Source organism: Lichenicola cladoniae (assembly GCF_013201075.1).
Lineage (GTDB): Bacteria > Pseudomonadota > Alphaproteobacteria > Acetobacterales > Acetobacteraceae > Lichenicola > Lichenicola cladoniae.
Map to the genome: position 1 here is coordinate 589,400 of NZ_CP053708.1, position 18,448 is coordinate 607,847.

Annotated in this window: 18 protein-coding genes and 1 pseudogene; 14 read left to right on the top strand and 5 right to left on the bottom strand. The window is 64.9% G+C overall.

The annotated features are described in order from the left end of the window. Positions 1–11 precede the first annotated feature (11 nt). The 4 genes from HN018_RS02510 to HN018_RS02525 all read left to right on the top strand — a co-directional run bounded on the left by HN018_RS02510 (position 12) and on the right by HN018_RS02525 (position 6,806). Positions 12–1,343, top strand: a complete 1,332-nt coding sequence (locus HN018_RS02510) for an ATP-binding protein (protein WP_171836799.1) — start codon at positions 12–14, stop codon at positions 1,341–1,343. Positions 1,344–1,473: 130 nt separating this feature from the next. Further along, positions 1,474–4,245: a TonB-dependent receptor gene (locus HN018_RS02515; RefSeq protein ID WP_239478958.1), complete on the top strand. Its 2,772-nt coding sequence runs from the start codon at positions 1,474–1,476 to the stop codon at positions 4,243–4,245. A gap of 294 nt (positions 4,246–4,539) precedes the next feature. Next, positions 4,540–5,256 (top strand): carbonic anhydrase, encoded by a 717-nt coding sequence (locus HN018_RS02520; RefSeq protein WP_171836800.1) that lies wholly within the window; start codon positions 4,540–4,542, stop codon positions 5,254–5,256. Continuing rightward, positions 5,253–6,806 (top strand): SulP family inorganic anion transporter, encoded by a 1,554-nt coding sequence (locus HN018_RS02525; protein ID WP_171836801.1) that lies wholly within the window; start codon positions 5,253–5,255, stop codon positions 6,804–6,806. The genes HN018_RS02520 and HN018_RS02525 overlap by 4 nt, the downstream gene beginning before the upstream one ends. A 51-nt stretch (positions 6,807–6,857) precedes the next feature. Here the strand turns inward: HN018_RS02525 and HN018_RS02530 are convergent, their stop codons facing one another. Further along, positions 6,858–7,820 carry an SDR family NAD(P)-dependent oxidoreductase gene (locus tag HN018_RS02530; RefSeq protein WP_171836802.1) on the bottom strand — a complete coding sequence of 321 codons (963 nt, stop codon included), beginning with the start codon at positions 7,818–7,820 and terminating at the stop codon, positions 6,858–6,860. A gap of 229 nt (positions 7,821–8,049) precedes the next feature. Between HN018_RS02530 and HN018_RS28540 the strand changes: the two are divergent. Then, positions 8,050–8,586 (top strand): annotated as a pseudogene (locus HN018_RS28540) (TetR/AcrR family transcriptional regulator); the annotation flags it as partial. Between the two features lie 57 nt (positions 8,587–8,643). Here HN018_RS28540 and HN018_RS02535 read toward each other — a convergent pair. After that, positions 8,644–9,627 (bottom strand): YVTN family beta-propeller repeat protein, encoded by a 984-nt coding sequence (locus HN018_RS02535; protein WP_171836803.1) that lies wholly within the window; start codon positions 9,625–9,627, stop codon positions 8,644–8,646. Positions 9,628–9,873: 246 nt separating this feature from the next. Between HN018_RS02535 and HN018_RS02540 the strand changes: the two genes are divergently transcribed. From HN018_RS02540 to HN018_RS02555, 4 genes are read left to right on the top strand one after another with little or no spacing between them, the layout of a single operon-like run. Then, positions 9,874–10,431, top strand: a complete 558-nt coding sequence (locus HN018_RS02540) for a NifU family protein (RefSeq protein ID WP_171836804.1) — start codon at positions 9,874–9,876, stop codon at positions 10,429–10,431. A gap of 35 nt (positions 10,432–10,466) precedes the next feature. Further along, complete coding sequence (locus HN018_RS02545) at positions 10,467–11,195, top strand: malonic semialdehyde reductase (RefSeq protein WP_171836805.1); 729 nt, start codon at positions 10,467–10,469, stop codon at positions 11,193–11,195. Positions 11,196–11,207: 12 nt separating this feature from the next. Beyond that, a complete protein-coding gene (locus HN018_RS02550) occupies positions 11,208–11,903 on the top strand; it encodes a tRNA threonylcarbamoyladenosine biosynthesis protein TsaB (RefSeq protein ID WP_171836806.1) in 696 nt (231 codons plus the stop codon). Further along, positions 11,900–12,355 (top strand): GNAT family N-acetyltransferase, encoded by a 456-nt coding sequence (locus HN018_RS02555; protein WP_239478963.1) that lies wholly within the window; start codon positions 11,900–11,902, stop codon positions 12,353–12,355. The genes HN018_RS02550 and HN018_RS02555 overlap by 4 nt, the downstream gene beginning before the upstream one ends. Here the strand turns inward: HN018_RS02555 and HN018_RS02560 are convergent. Further along, positions 12,342–12,587 carry a sulfurtransferase TusA family protein gene (locus HN018_RS02560; protein WP_408886741.1) on the bottom strand — a complete coding sequence of 82 codons (246 nt, stop codon included), beginning with the start codon at positions 12,585–12,587 and terminating at the stop codon, positions 12,342–12,344. The genes HN018_RS02555 and HN018_RS02560 overlap by 14 nt on opposite strands. Positions 12,588–12,674: 87 nt before the next feature. Here HN018_RS02560 and HN018_RS02565 point away from each other — a divergent pair, with 87 nt between their 5' ends. The 5 genes from HN018_RS02565 to HN018_RS02585 all read left to right on the top strand — a co-directional run bounded on the left by HN018_RS02565 (position 12,675) and on the right by HN018_RS02585 (position 16,944). Next, complete coding sequence (locus HN018_RS02565) at positions 12,675–13,079, top strand: MucR family transcriptional regulator (RefSeq protein WP_171836807.1); 405 nt, start codon at positions 12,675–12,677, stop codon at positions 13,077–13,079. A gap of 126 nt (positions 13,080–13,205) precedes the next feature. After that, a complete protein-coding gene (locus tag HN018_RS02570) occupies positions 13,206–13,712 on the top strand; it encodes a Fur family transcriptional regulator (RefSeq protein ID WP_171836808.1) in 507 nt (168 codons plus the stop codon). A gap of 47 nt (positions 13,713–13,759) precedes the next feature. Further along, positions 13,760–14,557, top strand: a complete 798-nt coding sequence (locus tag HN018_RS02575; protein ID WP_171836844.1) for a GNAT family N-acetyltransferase — start codon at positions 13,760–13,762, stop codon at positions 14,555–14,557. A 137-nt stretch (positions 14,558–14,694) separates the two neighbouring features. Further along, a complete protein-coding gene (gene lnt / locus HN018_RS02580; protein ID WP_171836809.1) occupies positions 14,695–16,230 on the top strand; it encodes an apolipoprotein N-acyltransferase in 1,536 nt (511 codons plus the stop codon). Between the two features lie 195 nt (positions 16,231–16,425). Continuing rightward, positions 16,426–16,944 carry a helix-turn-helix domain-containing protein gene (locus tag HN018_RS02585; protein WP_171836810.1) on the top strand — a complete coding sequence of 173 codons (519 nt, stop codon included), beginning with the start codon at positions 16,426–16,428 and terminating at the stop codon, positions 16,942–16,944. A gap of 13 nt (positions 16,945–16,957) precedes the next feature. Here the strand turns inward: HN018_RS02585 and HN018_RS02590 are convergent, their stop codons facing one another. Next, entirely contained in the window at positions 16,958–17,620 is a 663-nt protein-coding gene (locus HN018_RS02590; protein WP_171836811.1) for a protein-tyrosine phosphatase family protein, read from the bottom strand. 26 nt (positions 17,621–17,646) lie between these two features. Further along, positions 17,647–18,429 carry a succinate dehydrogenase iron-sulfur subunit gene (locus tag HN018_RS02595; RefSeq protein WP_171836812.1) on the bottom strand — a complete coding sequence of 261 codons (783 nt, stop codon included), beginning with the start codon at positions 18,427–18,429 and terminating at the stop codon, positions 17,647–17,649. Positions 18,430–18,448: the final 19 nt, after the last annotated feature.

Genomic DNA, 18,448 nt, shown 5'->3' on the forward strand with positions numbered 1-18,448 from the left:
TCGCGATCGACATGCCGACCCTGAGCAAACGGGTCCAGCTATGGCCGCGCGGACTGGTCGGGCGCGTGACCCTGGTATTGCTGGCGGCGGTGTTGCTGGAATTCACTGGCAGCACGGTGTTCTACGAGCAGGCCGAGACCTACAGCGCCGACGATGCTCATCTCGCCCGCACTGCCGAACAGCTCAGTACCGACCTCAAGCTGCTATCGATTACCCCACCTGACCGCCGCACCACGATCGCCTCGATGCTGTCCACCTCCGACCTCCGGCTGAGCTGGCTCACCACCGGCGACCTCGAGCCGGAGATGTCGAAGATGCATCCGCTGCATCGTCGCCTCGGGAACCAGCTGCTGATGTTCGGCCAGGGCGGCCTGCGGCTCAGGCGCCCGGTCCAGGCCGGCGACGTCAGCGGCGTCCTGCCGCTGGCCGATGGGAGTATCCTGGATTTCACCGCCCCGGGCATGCTTGCCCGTCATACCGTCACGCGCGGGCTGCTCTCCGCTGCGATCCTTGCCGGCTGCGTACTGCTGACGGCGTCGATGCTGGTACGGACGCTCAGCCTGCCGCTCCGGGCGCTGGCGCGTGCGGCGGATGCGATCGGGCATGGTCCGCAGGTTCCCGTGGTGGAGGGCGGCCCACGCGAGGTGCGCCTGCTGGCACGCGCGATGAATGCGATGCAGGGCCGCATCAACCGGCTGATCGCCGATCGGACCGAGGCGCTTGCGGCCGTTTCGCACGATCTGCGCACGCCGCTATCCCGGTTGCGGCTGCGAGCGGGCTTCCTGGACGATACCGAGGCGCAGGGCGCGATCGAGTCCGATGTGGATGAAATGGAGGCAATGGTCGGGTCGGTGCTCTCCTATCTTGCGGGCGAGGATAACGCCGAACCGATGCGCCCGATCGATCTGGCGGCGCTTCTTGCGACATTGGTCAATGAAGCCAGCGATGCCGGACGCGATGCCCGCTACGTCGGACCGGACCACGCATCGGTCAGGCTGCAGCCGCTGGCGATGAAACGGGTGTTCGCCAATCTGGTAGCGAACGCGCTGGCCTATGCCGGCAACGTGGTGGTGACCCTCTCGCACAAGCCCGACGGGGTGCATGTCCGGGTCGAGGATGACGGTCCCGGTATTCCGGAAAGCGAGCTGGACCGTGTCCTGACCCCGTTCTACCGCGTCGAGGCGTCACGTGGACGTGCCACCGGCGGTCTTGGGCTGGGGCTGGCGATCGTGCAGCGCGAGGTCATGCGCGGCGGTGGACGGCTGAACCTGGCGAACCGTCCGGAGCGTGGGCTGTGCGTCACGATCGTGATGCCGGACCGAAACGGGTCAGAAACGGTCTAATCCGACCAGTGTGTTATATCAAGCACGGTGGTTCTCGAAGCGGCGAAGGGCGTCTATAGTTTGACATAAATGGCCTGAAGCTTGCGTGGATCGCTCCAACCCAGGTCCGGAAGGACCGCTTGGAGCGCGTATGATGCAGACACCAAAATCGCCTAGCCACAGGCGGTTGCTACATGGCGCCACCGCCATGATCGTCATCGGCCTGTCCAGTACGGCTGCCAGGTCGCAGGTACCGGCCACGACGACCCCTTCCGGCATCCGGCCGGATGCGGGCAGTCAGGCCCCGAACACCCAGAACGGCAACACCGCAGGCAACGTCGAAAGCGTCACTGTACGCGCGCAGCGTCGCCTCTTGCGTGAAAAAGACGCGCCAAGCGCCGTAACCGAGCTCGGCACCGCCCAGATCTCGCAGACCAGCGTCGGCGGCAGCGTGGCGACGCTGCTTCGCGCCGCACCATCGGTCTACGTCTACCAGCAGGGTATCGGTAATAATGAGCCGGTGCTGACCGTACGCGGCGTACGTGGCCTCGAAGTCGCGCAGACCCTCGACGGCGTGCCGATGCAGGATCTGCTGAGCGGCGGATCCGGATCGTACCTGAGCGGCATTCTCGGCGGCCACTTCAACCTCGACCAGATCGGCGGCGTCTCGGTCTATCCAGGCGTGGCCTATCCCGACAAGAGCACGTTCGGAACGATCGGCGGCACGATCGCCTACACCAGCCTGCGTCCGGAGAACAAGGCGGGCGCTGACCTGTTCGGGTCGATCGGCTCCTTCGGCACTTGGAATGAGGGCTTCGACGTCAACTCCGGCCGCATGGACGGCATCCTCGGCACAGGTGTCGATGCGCCGAAGATGATGCTCAAATATTCGAACCTGCAGACCAAGGGCTTCGTCGACTATACCCCGGCGCGCTACAACAACATGTCGTTCGCATTCGACAAGCCGTACGACCAGGGACAGTCGCTGTTCCAGACCACCGTGAACTACAATACCGGCAGCGGCCTGACCACGCCCGAGCCTTTGCCGCTTCCGTATCTTCAGCAGAACGGCGATTTCAGCAACTACTCGCCGGATCAGCAGTTCCAGCGCCAGTACAACGACTACTTCACGCTCATCATGAAGAACGACACATACATAAACGACTATATCAGTGCCGGAGTGACCGGCTCCTACCTGTATTCCGACACGTACAGCTCGACCTACGGTAACCCGTCCATCTTCGCGCCGAACGGGGAGCCGGGATCCGTCGCCGTCGGCGGCGCCAATCCGTTCAACCAGACCATTGCAGGCTTCGGCGAACAGAGCGCCCAGGGCTTCGGGAATCCGAACTACGATCCGACCGCCTATCCGTATAATCCCGACCAGACCAAGAATTGCCCTGCCGCGACGACGGCGCAGTTCGCTGCCGCCGGCGCCACCAGCCCATGCGGCTACAACTCGAGCTATACGAAGCTCCACAGCGACAGCTACATCCTGCAGCCGCGCGTGACGATCACGCCGCCGCGCATCTGGGGCATCGACAACACCATCAAGATCGGCGGTCTCCTGGCCAAGGAAACCGAGGCCGGCGCACCGAACGGTAGTGTGACCGCCGGACAGACCTATTACGGAACGACGTCGGAGTTTGCCCATACTCCGGCAAACCTGACCGCCGGTTTCGATGGCGGCGTCCAGCGTACGATCTATGAAGGCTATGCCCAGGACAAGATCGACTTTCTCGACAACACGCTGCATTTCACCCCGGGTGTCACGCTGCAGACCAGCGATACCAGCCTGCGCGGCAGCAAGGTTCTGGGTGGGACACCGACCGCTGCGGACGCATCGTCGGATTACTGCCTGACGTTCGGCTGCAGCTATGGGTCCTACAAGATCCACAAATGGGATCGCACTTGGCTGCCGTTCGCCAACGTTTCCTACGATCTGGACAAGATCCTGCCGCCGCTGCGGGGCGTTTCGCTATATGCGAGCTATGGCACCTCGGCGATCTTCGCGCCGGTCCAGGATTACGGTGTAAATGCTGCACCCGGAGCCGGACCGCCGAACGCATCCATCGTGCATATGTACGAGGCCGGCGTGAAGTACAACCGCAGGAACCTCAGTCTCTCGATCGATTATTTCTATCAGCACATAACACGGGATTTCGGGTTCTTTCAGAACCAGGAAGTCGGATCGCCGGGCTATAACACCGAGATCTATTCCAATGACGGCCAGCGCGAAATGAAGGGTTTCGAAGCCGCCGGCATCTGGCAGGTATCGCCGGATTTCCAGTTGTTCGGTAACGTGTCCTACACGCTGGCGAAATACCTGAAGACGACGATCGCGTCGGTGACGGCCCAGGAAGACCAGTTCGGCCTTGCCGTCCGCGGCAGCCCGATCACCGGCATCCCCGACTGGATTTCGACATTCGGCGTCGACTACGACCATCACAGCATGCTGCTGTCCGGCGACGAGTTCAATGCGCGCTTCGAAGGCCAATATACCGGCAAGCAGCAGACCACCATCGATCTCGACGGCTTCACCAACATCGGTCCGATCCCGGGACTTCCGGCGGCTTTCGGCAGCTATCAGTATTACAACAACACCACTGGCCAGACGACCTACAACAAGAATGGCGGGATCTCGCCCTTCGCCATCTTCAATCTCGACCTGAACTACAAGATGCCGGTGCATGGAGCCGGTCCGCTGACACTGGTCGATTTCGATCTCAACGTGCTCAACATCTTCAACACGCGCTACTTCCAGTATTTCTATAACCAGGTGTCCCCGGCCGCCTGCGGCAAGTTCACGAGCGGCCCCTTCAAGGGCCAGCAGATCAACAGCTACGGCTGCTCGACGGCCTTCAACGACGCACTGCCTGGCGAACCCGCCGCCATCACCTTCTCAGTTCGCGCTCACTTCTGATTGGGGCCGAACAGGATTTTCTGCGTTTTCAGGAACCGAGGGCGTCGCCCTCGGGATCCGTGAAGTGATACTCTAACCACTTTCGCTTCTGGCGATGAGCTGCACCAAAGCCAGTAAGCTCCGGTTATAAAATTGCTTTATCAACAAGAGTTAATGATCAAGTAAGTAACAGATAGGCTGCGACGGCAGAGACATAATTTGTCTTTGCCGGTTCGCACGCCAGCAAGACCAACCTGCCATCTTCGATCCTGTGCTCCGGTCTCTTAGGGGCGGTGTGATTTCGAGGATCAGCTCATGGATGATCGATTTTTTACGGGCATGGCACGCTTCCGGTCCGATGTGTTTCCCAAGCAGATGCCCCTTTATCGTCAGCTCGTACGCGACGGACAGCAGCCGAAAGCCCTGGTGATCTCCTGCGGGGACAGCCGGGTCATTCCGGAGCTGATCATGCAATGCGGGCCAGGCGAACTGTTCGTCTGCCGCAACGCCGGCAACATCGTGCCGCCGGGCGAGCAGGCCACCGGTGGTGTGTCGGCCACGATCGAATATGCGGTGATGGCGCTGGACGTGCGCGACATCGTCATCTGCGGGCATTCCGATTGCGGTGCGATGAAGGGCCTGCTGCATCCCGAGCAGCTCGAAGCGATGCCCAACGTCAAGACCTGGTTGCGACATAGCCATGCCGCCGTCAGCGTCTTTGCCGAAATGCATGCGGGGCAGAACCTGTCGCCTGCGGAAGCCAGCCGCGCCATGGCACAGGAAAATGTCATCGCCCAGCTGCAGAACCTGCGCACGCATCCCTGTGTCGCGGCGCGACTCGCCAATCGCCGGCTGCGGCTGCATGGCTGGTTCTTCGATCTCGAGACCGGCCTGATGCACGCCCTCGATGGCGAGAGCGGCGAGTTCTGGCCGATCGACGATGACGAGACCATGCCGATAGCAGTGCCCGGCCGGAGCGGTGGGTCGGTGATCCCGCTCGGTGCCGGAATCATGCAGCAGCCGGCGCGATGACCAAAACGGCAGCGCCTGTCGTGATTACGAAGCCGGCCAAGGGCTTCATCGCCACGCTGGCGCGCGACCTGCCGGCGTCACTGGTGGTGTTCCTGGTGGCCCTGCCGCTTTGCATGGGAATTGCGGTGGCCTCCGGATTGCCACCGGAGAAAGGGATCCTCACCGGAATAATCGGCGGCGTCGTGGTCGGCTTCCTCGCCGGCTCGCCGTTGCAGGTAAGCGGGCCGGCCGCCGGCCTCGCGGTGATCGTGTTCGACCTCGTTCGCCAGCAAGGCGTCGGCGCACTCGGGCCGATCCTGCTGCTGGCCGGGCTGATCCAGATCGTAGCCGGCACGGTGCGTCTGGGCGGCTGGTTCCGTGCGGTCTCGCCAGCCGTGGTGCATGGCATGCTCGCCGGCATCGGCGTGCTGATCGTCGCCGGTCAGGTCCACGTGCTGCTGGACAACAAGCCGCTTCCGGACGGGCTCGGGAACCTGATGGCGATCCCGGCCGCCTACTCCGGCTTGCTGCCGTTCGACGGCAAGGCGCCGCAGATGGCGCTGATGGTCGGGCTGGTCACGATCGGCTGCATGATCGGCTGGGAGAAACTCAGGCCGAAGCGTCTGCGCCTGGTGCCGGGCGCGCTGGTCGGGGTGGCCGCCGGCACCATCCTGGCAGCCGTGGCGGCGTTGCCGATCAAGTTCGTGGCGGTCCCGGACTCCTTCCTCGGCGGCATCGGCGTGATCGATCTCGGCATCCTCGCCACACCGGCGGTCTTCGGCCTGCTGCCGACGGCGCTCGCGGTTGCGTTCATCGCCAGCGCCGAGACATTGCTGTCCGCCGCCGCCGTCGACCGGATGCATGACGGCCCGCGCACCCAGTACAATCGCGAGCTCTCGGCGCAGGGCGTCGGCAACCTGCTGTGCGGCCTGTTGGGCGCGCTGCCGATGACCGGGGTGATCGTGCGGTCCTCTGCCAACGTCCAGGCCGGTGCCGTATCCAGGATGTCGGCCATCCTGCACGGGGTGTGGCTGCTGGCGCTGGTCGTGGCGGCACCCTGGCTTTTGCGGCTGGTGCCGATGGCCGCCCTCGCCGGCGTGCTGGTGGTGACCGGCTACCGGCTGGTGAGCCTGCAGCACGTGCGCCACCTGTTCGATCGCTACGGCATCCTACCGGCAATCATCTGGGCGGTGACGTTCGTGACCGTGGTCTCGACCGACCTGCTGACCGGCGTGCTGGTCGGGCTCGGGCTGGTCGTGCTCGAAACCATCCCGCATCTGACCAGGCTGCGGCTGCGCGTCCGGCATCGCTCGCTCGGGGACGGCATCACCGAAGTCCGCCTTGCTGGCCGGGCCACCTTCCTGATGCTGCCACAGCTTCAGAAGGCACTGGACGAGGTGCCGCCCACCCCGGTGCTGCGGGTGCGTTCGAAGGCGCTGCGCCACATCGACCACACCTGCATGGAGGCCCTGTCGGAATGGGCCGCCGCACGGCGCAGGCAGGGTTCGGAGGTGGAAATCGTGTCGGATGCCGAGCCGCGCCTGGCCCGGACCCTGGCTTTCGCCGCCTGATCCGGTTTGGCCCGATGAGCCTGTCTGCTTATCGGGCCAAACCGGGCGGTCTCAGAACCGCTCGTTGACCATCTCTTCGCTTCTGGCCCAGAGCGCCTTCGCGCGCTCCGGATCGACGGCATAGGCGTGCACGCCGCTGCGGATATCGGTGGCCTCCGATAAATCGGCGACGTGGCAATCCTCGCAGTAGCGGCCGCCGACCATATCGCCAGCAGCGACAATCCCGCTCCAGACCGTCGTCGCAGCCCCTTGTGGAATGGTCTTGAGAACGAAGGGTGGCCTGCCTGCCTCGGCGTTCGCGACGTTGATCTGGTCGACCATTTCCTGGAAAACGCTTCCATCCATGTGGCGGGTAAGCTCTGTCCGGATCCCGCCCGGATGCACGGCGGTCGCGCGCACGCCTCGTGCCGCATGCCTGCGGTCGAATTCGACGGCGAACAGGATGTTGGCGGTCTTCGAGCGGCCATAGGCGACGAACTCACTGTAGGGCGTGCGGTCGAAGTTCGGATCGTCGAGATCCACGTCGGAAAACCGGTGACCGGCCGAGGACAGGTTCACCAGGCGCGAACCGGCCCTCATCAGCGTGGCCAGGCGGTTCACCAGCACGAAATGGCCCAGATGGTTGGTGCCGAACTGGGTCTCGAACCCGTCGGACGTGCGGCCTTCCGGACAGGCCATGATCCCCGCGTTGGCGATGATCAGGTCGAACGGCCTGCCGTCGGCGAGTAAAGCATCGGCACAGGAGCGCACACTGGCCAGCGATGCCAGGTCGAGTTCGACCAGCTCTAGGCTGCCGCCGCCGGAAGCCTGGGCGCGGACCTGCCCGGTTGCTTCCCGAGCCTTGTCGAGGTTGCGTGCCGCGCCGACCACATGCGCGCCGCGGGCGGCCAGGACACGGGCGGTTTCGACGCCGAGTCCGGCCGAAACGCCGGTCACCAGGATGCGCCGGCCAGCCAGATCGACACCTTCGAGAACATCATCCGTGGTGGATGTGGCACCGAATAATTGAGTCATAGGCGTCTCCACGGCGCTGTTCGCTTGAGGACTGCTTGGTCCAGGCTCCGACCAGGGTGGCGCCGGGCCAGGTCATTGCCATTCGGCCATTCTCCCGATAAGCGGAGGGTATCCCCACATAACATACGGAGGGACCCTCCGCTTATCAAGAGGTGTAATGCGAGCAGACGGTGAGGGACGATCGATCGTGCAGGCACCACCAGAACCGCCGAACGACATGATCAGGCCGATGCGTAAACCGCGGGCGGACGGGCAGCGGAACCGTGAACGGCTGCTGCAGGCGGCCAAGCTGGCATTCACCGAACTCGGGACCGACATCGGCCTGGATGAGATCGCCCGGCGGGCGGATGTCGGGATCGGCACGCTGTACCGGCATTTTCCGACCCGGGATGCCATCGTCGAGGCGGTCTACCGTCGCGAGGTCGAGCAGCTTGCCGGCGCGGCGGAAAGCCTGCTCGCCTCGATGTCTGCGGGCGATGCGCTTCAGGCCTGGATGCGGCTCTGCATCGATTACGTGGCGACCAAGACGCTGATGGCGTCGGCCCTTGCCGCCACGGTCGGCGGGGGCAACGAGCTGCGTGAAAAATCGGGTAGGCGGATCATCGATGCGATGCTGCTGCTCGTGGACCGGGCCATGGCCGGCGGTGATATCCGCAGGGATGTCGAACCGGCCGACCTGCTAAGGGCATTGCGGGGTTTCACCCATGACGGTGCAGGCCCGCATTGGCAGGCCAGCGTTCATCGCCTTGTCGACATCCTGATGGATGGGCTGAGAGTACGTCGCGACGAACAGGCCACATCCGGGCCATCGCGCACGCGGGCGTCAGCGCGCGCTGAGCTTCTGGGGGGTGTAGCTGGTGTTCAACCAGATCCCGTGCGGGCTGCGACCGGTCGCGATGTAGCTGATCGGGCCGCCGGCGGGATCGATGATGGCGACCTTCTGGCGCCAGCGCAGCGTGGCCCATAGCTTGCCGTCCGGAGCAATGACGATGTCGTCCGGGCCGCCGGGCACGTGCCAGCTGCGGACGATGCCGAGATTGTCCCAGTCGAGCTGCTCGATCGTGCCGGAAACCCGGCAGGTGACGTACAGCAGGTGCCGGCTCGGCGAGACGAACAGGTTATGCGGGCCGGGCGCCATCTCGAGCTTGCGGTCGACATGTCCATCTGCCGGATCGACCACCGCCACGTAGGTGGTGCCCATGACGCCGACCAGGATCTTGCCGTTGTGCCAGAGCACACCGGCCGGAGTGCTGCCGACCTTTGTCGTCCACAGCACATGGCCGGTCTTGGTCTCGATCGCCATCAGCTCGCCGGTCGCCTGCAGGCTGACATAGGCCACCGACGAGTCGGGCGCATAGTTGATATGGCTCGGCATCGACGCCGCCGGGATGCGATGCAGCAGCGCCAGGGTCGCCGCGTCGTAGATGTCCACCTGGTCGCGGGCCAGGCCGGCGACCGTCAGGTAGCGACCATCCGGGCTGTATTGCAGCTGGTACGGATCGCTCATGGTGATGTGGCGCTGCAGTTCGCCGGTCTGCGCATCGAGGAAGAAGGCCGCGTTGCCGGAGGTGTCGCCGACCACCAGCGATCGGCCGTCCGGGGTCATCGCCATGTGGTGCGGCTCGCGCAGCACCGGGATGCGGCGGATCTCCTTATGGGTATCGATGTCGAACTCGCTGATCGAGGCGTCGGCCGAGTTCAGCACGAACGCGATCCGGGCCGCCTTTGCCGGGGCTGCAACGAGTGCGGTTCCGGCACCGACCGCAAGGAAGGCGGCGAGCGTCCTGGAGAGCAAGCTTCTGTTCATCTGTCGCACCAACTCGTTCCGCTAAAGCCAAGTTCGGCCACGGTTTCCAGCACGACAACGCGCGCCGTATCCGGTCAATGCATGGCCAGAGACGCCCGCCTCCTGTCAATGAAATTCCGGCACCGGTGGCTGCCCTGCCGCACCGGCCCTTGCCTCTGGCGCGCCTCTTGCCACATGTGGGCGAAAGAACCGGCCCGTCGGATCGTTGCCGGCATCGGCTCTGCAGACCTTGAGGACCGAACCATCATGTTCATCGAGACCGAGGACACCCCGAATCCCGCTACCCTGAAGTTCCTGCCCGGACGCGACGTCATGGGCGTCGGCACGGCGGATTTCACGTCGGCCGAGATCGCCGGCCGATCGTCGCTGGCAACCGCGCTCTTTGCCGAGCCCGGCGTCGCGCGCGTGTTCCTGGGTGCCGACTTCATCGCGGTGACCAAGTCCGACGACGTGGCGTGGAGCGAGCTGAAGCCGCTGGTGCTGTCGGTGATCGTGGACCAGTTCGTGTCGGGACGGCCGATCATCGAGGGCGAGGCCGACGAGGCGGACGAGGACGTGGCCCCCGAGGACCGCGAGATCGTCGACCAGATCAAGGAGCTGCTGGACACTCGCGTCCGTCCGGCCGTCGCGAGCGATGGCGGCGATATCGTGTTCCGCGGCTACCGCGATGGCGTCGTGCGCCTTCACATGCAGGGCGCCTGCTCGGGCTGCCCATCCTCGCGGGCGACGCTCAAGCATGGCGTCGAGAACATGCTCCGGCATTACGTTCCGGAAGTGACCAGCGTAGAACAGGTCGACGCCTGAGTGCCTGCGTCTATAACCAGATGACGCCAGAGACCATGACAACCGAACAGACGGCACAAGAGATCGAGGTTCCGGCGTATCTGGCCCATCCCGAGGTGACGCAGCCGGATCCGGTGGTTCCGGTCGCGGCGCCATTGGATGTCACGCCTGACGCCTCGACGCCGGGGCAAGAGATCGCCGGTGCGCTGGACCAGGCCTCCCTGGACAGTCTGTTCCGCACTGCCCGCACACCTATGGCCTGGAGCGAGGCGCCGGTTTCCGAAGAAACGCTACACGCGCTCTACGACATGGTGAAGCTCGCCCCCACCTCCGGGAACTGCTCGCCCGGGCGGTTCGTGTTCCTGGCCAGCCGCGACAGTCGCGAGCGTCTTCGGCCCGCCCTGTCCGCGGGCAACGTCGAGCGGGCCATGAGCGCCGCGGTTACCGTGATCGTGGCGCAGGACCCACTGTTCTTCGAGAACCTGCCCCGATTGTATCCGTCGGAGGAGGCACGCTCCTGGTTCGCCGCCGATCATGGCCTTGCGGAGGAGACGGCGTTCCGCAACGCCACGCTCCAGGGTGGCTATCTGATCCTTGCAGCCCGCGCGCTCGGCCTCGATGTCGCGCCGATGTCGGGTTTCGACAACCAGATGGTGGATGACATCTTTCTTGCCGGCAGTGGCTGGAGATCGAATTTCCTGGTCAATCTCGGTTATGGCACCGGTGTGCAGGCTCAGCCGCGAGCGCCCCGGCTGACCTTCGATGAAGCCTGCATGCTGCTCTAGGCGGTGTCCTCGATGAGGATGCTGGTGCTGAACGGCGCCTCCGGAGCGACCGGGGCATCGTTCGGGCTTCTGACGCGGAACGGCGTCGAGCTCATGCTGGTCTCCGAAGGGCTGGCTGCAGGGCAGGGCGGGGCGGAGCGTCTGCCTCTGCTGCTTGCCGACCGATTGGAAGAAGCCGGCTGGGCCGCCCGGACGATCGGCCTGCTCGCGGTCGTGGTCGGGCCCGGCAGCTTTACCGGCTTGCGTGCGAGCCTGGCGCTCGCACACGGCGTGGCGCTCGGCAGCACTGCCCCGGTCGTCGGCGTCACGATCGGCGAGGCCCTCGGACCCGCGCTGCAGGACATCGCAGGCAGCCTCGGCATCGCGGGCATCTGGTGCGTCAGCCAGGCGCGTCGTGACCGCGTGTTCATCGAGCGTCCGAGCGGCCCCGGCTGGCACGCCGACGCAGCCATGCTCGACCGGTTGCCCCCGGCGGGGGCGTCGGTTCTGCTCGGCGGGGATGCGGCACATCTGGTGGCCGGCCGATTGCAAGGAACGGGCATCATCGTGCACCAGTCGGGCCTGTCGGCCCCGTCCGCGATCGCGATCGCGGAAGCGGCGATCGCCCGTCATGCCGGGATGCTGTCGCCGCTCTATCCGCAACCGCTCTATGTCGATCCGCCGGAAGCGAAGCTGCCGCAGGTCCGGGTGTCGCAGGCGCCGGGTTGATCCTGTCGGGCCCGGCCGCGGCGGAACTGCTGGCGGCGCTGCACGCACAATGCTTTCCGCCCGGCGAGCGCTGGGACCAGGCGGCGATGACCGGCCTGCTGGCCGTCCCCGGCTGCTTCGCATGTGTTGCCGCAGGCGGTCCCCGGGGTCGACCGTCCGGGATGGCCCTTATACGCGTGGCGGCCGACGAGGCGGAGCTGCTGACCATCGGCGTCGTTCCGGACTCGCGACGGCGGGGCATTGCGAACGGGCTGCTGATCGAGCTGGCTGCTGCGGCGGCCGCACGCGGTGCGATGCGGCTGTTCCTGGAGGTATCGGTCGCCAATGCCGCCGCGCTGGCGCTCTACCGCGATCGCGGCTTCGAGGAAGTGGGGCGCCGCCGACGCTACTATCCCGACGACAGCGATGCCGTGGTCATGGCAGGCAATCCCACGGTGATCAGCGCCGCCTGATGTCCACGACCGTCGATCCGTCGTCGAGCGTGCGGGTGGCGAGCAGCGAATGTCCGAGGGCAACCGCGTTGGCGCACACGTTGCGCAGCGGCTCCTCGCCACGCAGATGAACCTGAAGCAAAGCACCGGAGGCGAGCCGGTCAAGTGCCAGTCGTGTTCTAACGAAGGTCATTGGGCATACCTCGCCAGTGATGTCCAGGCGTTCGACTGTCAAAATCTGGTCCATATCCATGCAATTCAGCGTCCGACGGAATACAGGTTGCGGGAAACGGGTCGCTCTTACTATAAACGTCCAAATAATGTTGCTCAGGAACCCGGCATGGCTGACCACGCAGGCGGAGCGGACGTGCTGGAACTCACTGCCCAGATTGTCTCCGCACACGTTTCCAACAACCCGGTGGATTCCGAATCCCTGCCGGCGCTGATCCAGGACGTGTTCCGCACCCTGGCCGAAATCGGCCGTGACCCGGTCCCGGTCGACAAGCCGCAGCCGGCCGTGGCTGTCAAGAAATCCGTATTCCCGGACTACATCATCTGTCTCGAGGACGGGAAGAAGCTCAAGATGCTGAAGCGGCATCTCAAGACCGCCTACGACATGACCCCCGAGGCCTACCGTGAGCGCTGGGGCCTGCCGTCCGACTACCCGATGGTCGCACCGACCTATGCCAGCCACCGCTCGTCCCTTGCCAAGAAGATCGGCCTGGGCCGGAAGCCGCGCGGCTAGTCGCCTTCGTGCGGCCTGCCCGCGTGCCCGCCATTGCGCGAACCGGAACCTGCATCGTGGCGCCTCTGCAACAGTTGCCGACAGCCGATTGGACAATCCCCATATTGATCGGCTACGCCGCCCTACATGGTCACCGTTGGTGAAGCGATGGAATCGCGCATAGAGCGCTTGTGCATCGACCGCGGGCTCAAGATGACCGGGCAGCGGCGGGTCATCGCCCGTGTTCTGTCCGATGCCGAGGATCATCCTGACGTCGAGGAGTTGTACCGGCGCGCTACTGCGCTCGACAGCCGGATCTCGGTTGCGACCGTCTACCGGACCGTCAGGCTGCTCGAGGAAAAGGGCATTCTTGAACGCCGCGACTTCGGTGGCGGGCGCGCCCGCTACGAGGCGACCGAGCATGGCCATCATTATCATCTCATCGACATCGATACCGGCAAAGTCATCGAATTCGAGGACGCGGAACATGAGCACTTGATGCGCCAGATCGCTGTCCGCCTCGGTTTCGACCTGGTGTCGCACCGCATGGAGTTGTTCGGGCGACGACGCTCCGAGGTGGCGGGGGCTCCCCGTACGGCATCATCCGCGCCGCCAGCCGACGAGCCGATCGACGGCGGAGGCAAGAGCCGGTGACGATCAACAAGCCGATTCTGGCACCGGAGCTTGGTTCCGCCATTCCCATGACCGGCATCGGCGAACTGCGTGCCGGGAATCTCGGTGTCCGCATCGCCATCACCGATGCCGAGCGGGACGCGGCCCAGGCGCTCCGCTACCGGATCTTCTACAACGAGATGGGCGCCCGGCCCGACGACCACGCGCGCCGCGTGCAACGCGACATCGATATCTTCGATGACGTCGCCGACCATCTGCTGGTGGTGGACCATGCGGTCAGTTCCGGCCCGAAGGGCATCATCGGCACCTACCGGCTGGTGCAGAACGAGGCGGCGGACCAGATCGGCCGGTTCTACACGTCGGCGGAATACGACATCAGCACGATCACCGGCTTCCCCGGGCGGCTGCTCGAACTGGGCCGCTCCTGCATCGATCGCGAGTATCGCGGCCGTGCCGCGATGCAGCTGCTCTGGCGCGGTATCGCCGCCTACGTGTTCCTGCACCGGATCGACGTCATGTTCGGCTGTGCCAGCCTGCCCGGTACCGATCCGGAGAAGCTGGAGAGCGAGCTCACCTATCTGTATCATAATCATCTGGCGCCTCCGGCCCTGCGGCTCAGGGCGATCCCGTCGCGCTACGTCGAGATGCACCGGATCGACCCGACCAGCTTCGATCACCGGCGCACGCAGCAGACGTTGCCACCGCTGATCAAGGGATACCTCCGGCTCGGCGGCTTCATCGGCGACGGGGCGGTGATCGATCATCAGTTCAACACCACCGACGTCGCGGTCGTGGTGAAGACAGACCTCATCACCGATAAATACTACCGGCATTACGAGCGCCAGCTTCGGGAAGCCATCTACTGAGCCGCGCCTTCGAGTTGTGCTTCCGGCCGTGAGGCCTCCCGACCCTCGAATATCATGACGGACCCCGCTGAAGCGGGCGCTGTCGCCAGGCACACCACATTCCCGAACGGCCGCTGCCGTTTCACCGAGGCTTATTGATGCGGCGATTCAGGAACGATGGGCTGGCGGTGTTGCTCGGGGCGATTTCGGCGCTGGCCTTGCCGCCGTCGCACCTGGTGTTCGTGCTGCTGCTGACCGTGCCGATGCTGCTGAGGCTGGTCGGACGGGCGCGCAACTGGAAGGTGGCACTCCGCTACGGCTTCGTGTTCGGGATGGGGCTGCACACTGCTGGCCTCTACTGGCTGACCGACGCCGTACTGGTCCGGGCCGACGAGTTCTGGTGGCTGGTCCCGCTCGCAGCGCCCCTGGGCGCGGTTCCACTGGCGTGTTTCACCGCCCTCCCATGCGCGTTCGCGCGCCTGGTGCCGGAAGGCTGGCGGCGGGTGGTGCTGTTTGCCGCGGTGTGGACGCTGTCCGATCTCGGCAGGCAGTTCGTGCTGTCCGGCTTCCCGTGGAACCTCTGGGGCAGCATCTGGGAGTTTCCCGGCCTGGCGGGAGACGTGATGATCCAGCCGGCTGCCTGGATATCGATCCACGGGCTGACCCTGTTCACGCTGCTTCTGGCTGCGACCCCGGTGCTGGGGCGCAGGGGCATGCTGGCGGGCCTCGCCATGCTCCTGGTCTGGGTTGCCGCCGGATCGGCGCGGCTCATCTGGCCGCCGGCAGTCGGTGCTCCGGGACCGTGGGTCGTGCTGGTGCAGGGGAATGTCCCCGAGACCGACAAGCAGAACCAGGACGCGGCCCTCGGCATCTACCGCCGCTATGTCGCCCTGACCCAGTCGGGCGTGGCCGACGCGGCGGCCCGGCAGAAGCAGGCCGAGGCCCACGGCGCCGCTGCACGGCCGATCGTGTTCGCGTGGCCGGAAAGTGCCTTCCCCGGTCTGCTCGAGCGCGACCGGACAGCGCGTGAAGTCCTGATGCAGGCGGCGCCGGACGCTGCGGTCGGGTTGATCGGCAGCGTCCGCTACGGCAGCGACCAGCGTCCGCGGAACAGCCTCATCGCGGTGATGCCGGATGCGCGGGTCGGGGCGGTCTTCGACAAGGCGCATCTGGTGCCGTTCGGCGAATACCAGCCACCGTTCCTGCCGGTGCAGATCGTGCCGGGCGGTGGTTTCGAGGCCGGTCCCGGGGTGCGGTCGCTGAACCTGCCGGGCCTGGCGCCGATCGGGCCGTTGATCTGCTATGAGGTCATATTCCCCGGGCAGGTGGTGCAGGCGAGCGATCGTCCGGCCTGGCTGCTCAACATCACCAACGATGCCTGGTACGGCAACACGTCGGGCCCGCGCCAGCATCTTGCGGCCGCCAGGATGCGCGCCGTCGAGGAAGGCCTGCCGCTGGCACGTGCTGCCAACACCGGCATCTCCGGAGCCTTCGATGGACAGGGCCGGCCGCTGGCCCGACTGGGCTGGGGAATCGCCGGTTCGCTGGTAGTCGCCTTGCCGGGACCGTTGCCTCCAACCGTGTTCGCACGATTCGGACTACCGATCCCGCTGCTGCTCTGCCTTCTATGCGTGCTCGTTGCACTGGCACCTTCCGTGCGAAGGCTGCATCGAACGATCACAATCTCAAAATAAAAGCCCGCCGGCGCGAAATGAGATTTGTATCACACCTTAAGATTGTTATGCTGGGGTCGTAACATCCGCTCACGCGGCATGCCGACCGATCTTGCTGATGTCGTTTTCTTGTCGAGAGCGCGAACAAGCGAGGCTTCATTGACAATTTGAGGTTGTAAAACTATGATGGATACATCAAATGGGCGAACAGTCTCAATGGTGAAAACCTCCTCCGCCAAAAAGCTGGAGAGTGCAGGTCAATCGAAGTCGCCGAACGAAGCTGTCTCCGGTGAGCGTGAGTCGCGTCCAAGTCCGATCGATGTCCATGTTGGCGGACGGATCCGGTTGCGCCGCACGCTGCTGCAGATGTCGCAGGAACGACTTGGCGATGCGCTGGGCCTGACTTTCCAGCAGGTCCAGAAATACGAACGCGGCGCCAATCGGGTCGGTGCGTCCAGGCTGTTCGACCTCTCCCGCGTGCTCGACGTTCCCGTCAGCTTCTTCTTCGACGATCTGCCAGCAGCCTATGGCAGCGGCGGCGGTGCTCGCAGCAATTCGGTTCAGGCCGGCGGCTTTGCCGAGGCCCAGGATGGCTTCGGTGCGCCTGACGATCTGTTCAGCCGCAAGGAGACCGTCGACCTCGTGCGTGCCTACTACCGGATCATCGAGCAGCCGGTGCGCAAGCGCGTGCTTGACCTGATCAAGTCGATGGGCCCCGAGCGCGTGACCGAATAGGGCACGTGCGGGCCTATTCGCGCCGGAGCACCGTATCTGTCAGGAAACTCGACAGACGGCCGGCGACGAAGTCCCGTTTCAGCGCCACCTCGTCGTATTCATCCCGCACCCAGTCCATGAATGGCAGGCGTCCTTCCGCTTCGGCTCGATAGCGCCAGAAGAACGCGTCAAGTATGCCGGTGCGGGAGCGGTTGAAGTGGCCGAAGCGCCAGGACAACTGCTTCAGTGCCTCGTGCGTGGTACCGCCTTCGAACATCACGACCAGCGCCGATGCCAGTCCGGCACGATCGGCTCCCGACTTGCAGTGCATCAGCATCGGGAAGGCAATCTCGCGATACAGCCCGGCAAACCGCAGGATGCGGTCGCGGTGGGGTGCGCCACGGCTCTCGAACGCCATGTCCACGTGCGCCAGCCCGATCCTCGGCGCTGCATCGCGCGATAGCGCATCGGAGCCGCACTGACGGTGGCCGCGCAGGTTCACCAGCGTACGCAGACGGCGTTGCCTGGCGAAGCGGGCGAGGTGGAACGGTGTCGGGTGGTTGGCGCGATACACGCGACCAGGTACTACCTCGGCGAAGTTCGTCCATACGGCACGGAAGATCGCGTGATCGACGAACAGGCTATCCCGCCAGGCGGCCCATCGGGCCGGCCTGGTGGTCAAGGGGCGATCGAACATGGGAGTTCAGGCTGGCCCTGGCCGGATCAGCCTTTCCGCTCGAGCTGAAGCTGCTTGATCTTGCCGATCGCCTCGGCCGGATTGAGGCCCTTGGGGCAGGTCTGCGTGCAGTTCATGATGGTGCGGCAGCCATACAGCTTCAGCGGGTCCTCCAGCGCATCGAGGCGTGCGCCGGTATACTCGTCGCGGCTGTCGGCGATCCAGCGATACGCGGCGAGCAGGGTTGCCGGGCCCAGATACTTGTCGCCGTTCCACCAGTAGCTCGGGCACGCGGTCGTGCAGCAGAAGCACAGGATGCATTCCCACATGCCGTCGAGCTTGGAACGTTCCTCCATGCTCTGCTTGCGCTCGGCATCAGGCGGCGCATTGGTGTCGGTCTTCAGCCATGGCTCGATCGAACGAAGCTGGGCGTAGGCGGCGGTCAGGTCCGGGATCAGGTCCTTCACCACCGGCATGTGCGGCAGCGGATAGATCGCCACCGCCTTCTTCACGTCCTCGATCGGCTTCAGGCAGGCCAGCGTATTGCTGCCGTCGATGTTCATCGAGCATGACCCGCAGATGCCCTCCCGGCAGGACCGGCGGAAGGTCAGCGTCTGGTCGACCTCGTTCTTGATGTAGATCAGCGCGTCCAGCACCATCGGCCCGACCCGTTCGAGGTCGATCTCATAGGTGTCCAGGACGGGATTCTGCCCATCGTCCGGGTTCCAGCGATAGATCTTGAATTCCTTGATCTTCTTGGCATCGGGAGCTGCCTTGAAGATCCGGCCCTTGCCGATCTTGCTGTTCTTGGGAAGCGTGAACTGGACCATGATGTGGTTCCTTCATCAG

Coding starts and splice junctions, on each gene's coding strand:
- HN018_RS02510 (WP_171836799.1), top strand. CDS start 12: ATGCCGACCCTGAGCAAACGGGTCCAGCTATGGCCGCGCGGACTGGTC.
- HN018_RS02515 (WP_239478958.1), top strand. CDS start 1,474: ATGATGCAGACACCAAAATCGCCTAGCCACAGGCGGTTGCTACATGGC.
- HN018_RS02520 (WP_171836800.1), top strand. CDS start 4,540: ATGGATGATCGATTTTTTACGGGCATGGCACGCTTCCGGTCCGATGTG.
- HN018_RS02525 (WP_171836801.1), top strand. CDS start 5,253: ATGACCAAAACGGCAGCGCCTGTCGTGATTACGAAGCCGGCCAAGGGC.
- HN018_RS02530 (WP_171836802.1), bottom strand. CDS start 7,820: ATGACTCAATTATTCGGTGCCACATCCACCACGGATGATGTTCTCGAA.
- HN018_RS02535 (WP_171836803.1), bottom strand. CDS start 9,627: ATGAACAGAAGCTTGCTCTCCAGGACGCTCGCCGCCTTCCTTGCGGTC.
- HN018_RS02540 (WP_171836804.1), top strand. CDS start 9,874: ATGTTCATCGAGACCGAGGACACCCCGAATCCCGCTACCCTGAAGTTC.
- HN018_RS02545 (WP_171836805.1), top strand. CDS start 10,467: ATGACAACCGAACAGACGGCACAAGAGATCGAGGTTCCGGCGTATCTG.
- HN018_RS02550 (WP_171836806.1), top strand. CDS start 11,208: ATGAGGATGCTGGTGCTGAACGGCGCCTCCGGAGCGACCGGGGCATCG.
- HN018_RS02560 (WP_408886741.1), bottom strand. CDS start 12,587: ATGGATATGGACCAGATTTTGACAGTCGAACGCCTGGACATCACTGGC.
- HN018_RS02565 (WP_171836807.1), top strand. CDS start 12,675: ATGGCTGACCACGCAGGCGGAGCGGACGTGCTGGAACTCACTGCCCAG.
- HN018_RS02570 (WP_171836808.1), top strand. CDS start 13,206: ATGGTCACCGTTGGTGAAGCGATGGAATCGCGCATAGAGCGCTTGTGC.
- HN018_RS02575 (WP_171836844.1), top strand. CDS start 13,760: ATGACCGGCATCGGCGAACTGCGTGCCGGGAATCTCGGTGTCCGCATC.
- lnt (WP_171836809.1), top strand. CDS start 14,695: ATGCGGCGATTCAGGAACGATGGGCTGGCGGTGTTGCTCGGGGCGATT.
- HN018_RS02585 (WP_171836810.1), top strand. CDS start 16,426: ATGGTGAAAACCTCCTCCGCCAAAAAGCTGGAGAGTGCAGGTCAATCG.
- HN018_RS02590 (WP_171836811.1), bottom strand. CDS start 17,620: ATGTTCGATCGCCCCTTGACCACCAGGCCGGCCCGATGGGCCGCCTGG.
- HN018_RS02595 (WP_171836812.1), bottom strand. CDS start 18,429: ATGGTCCAGTTCACGCTTCCCAAGAACAGCAAGATCGGCAAGGGCCGG.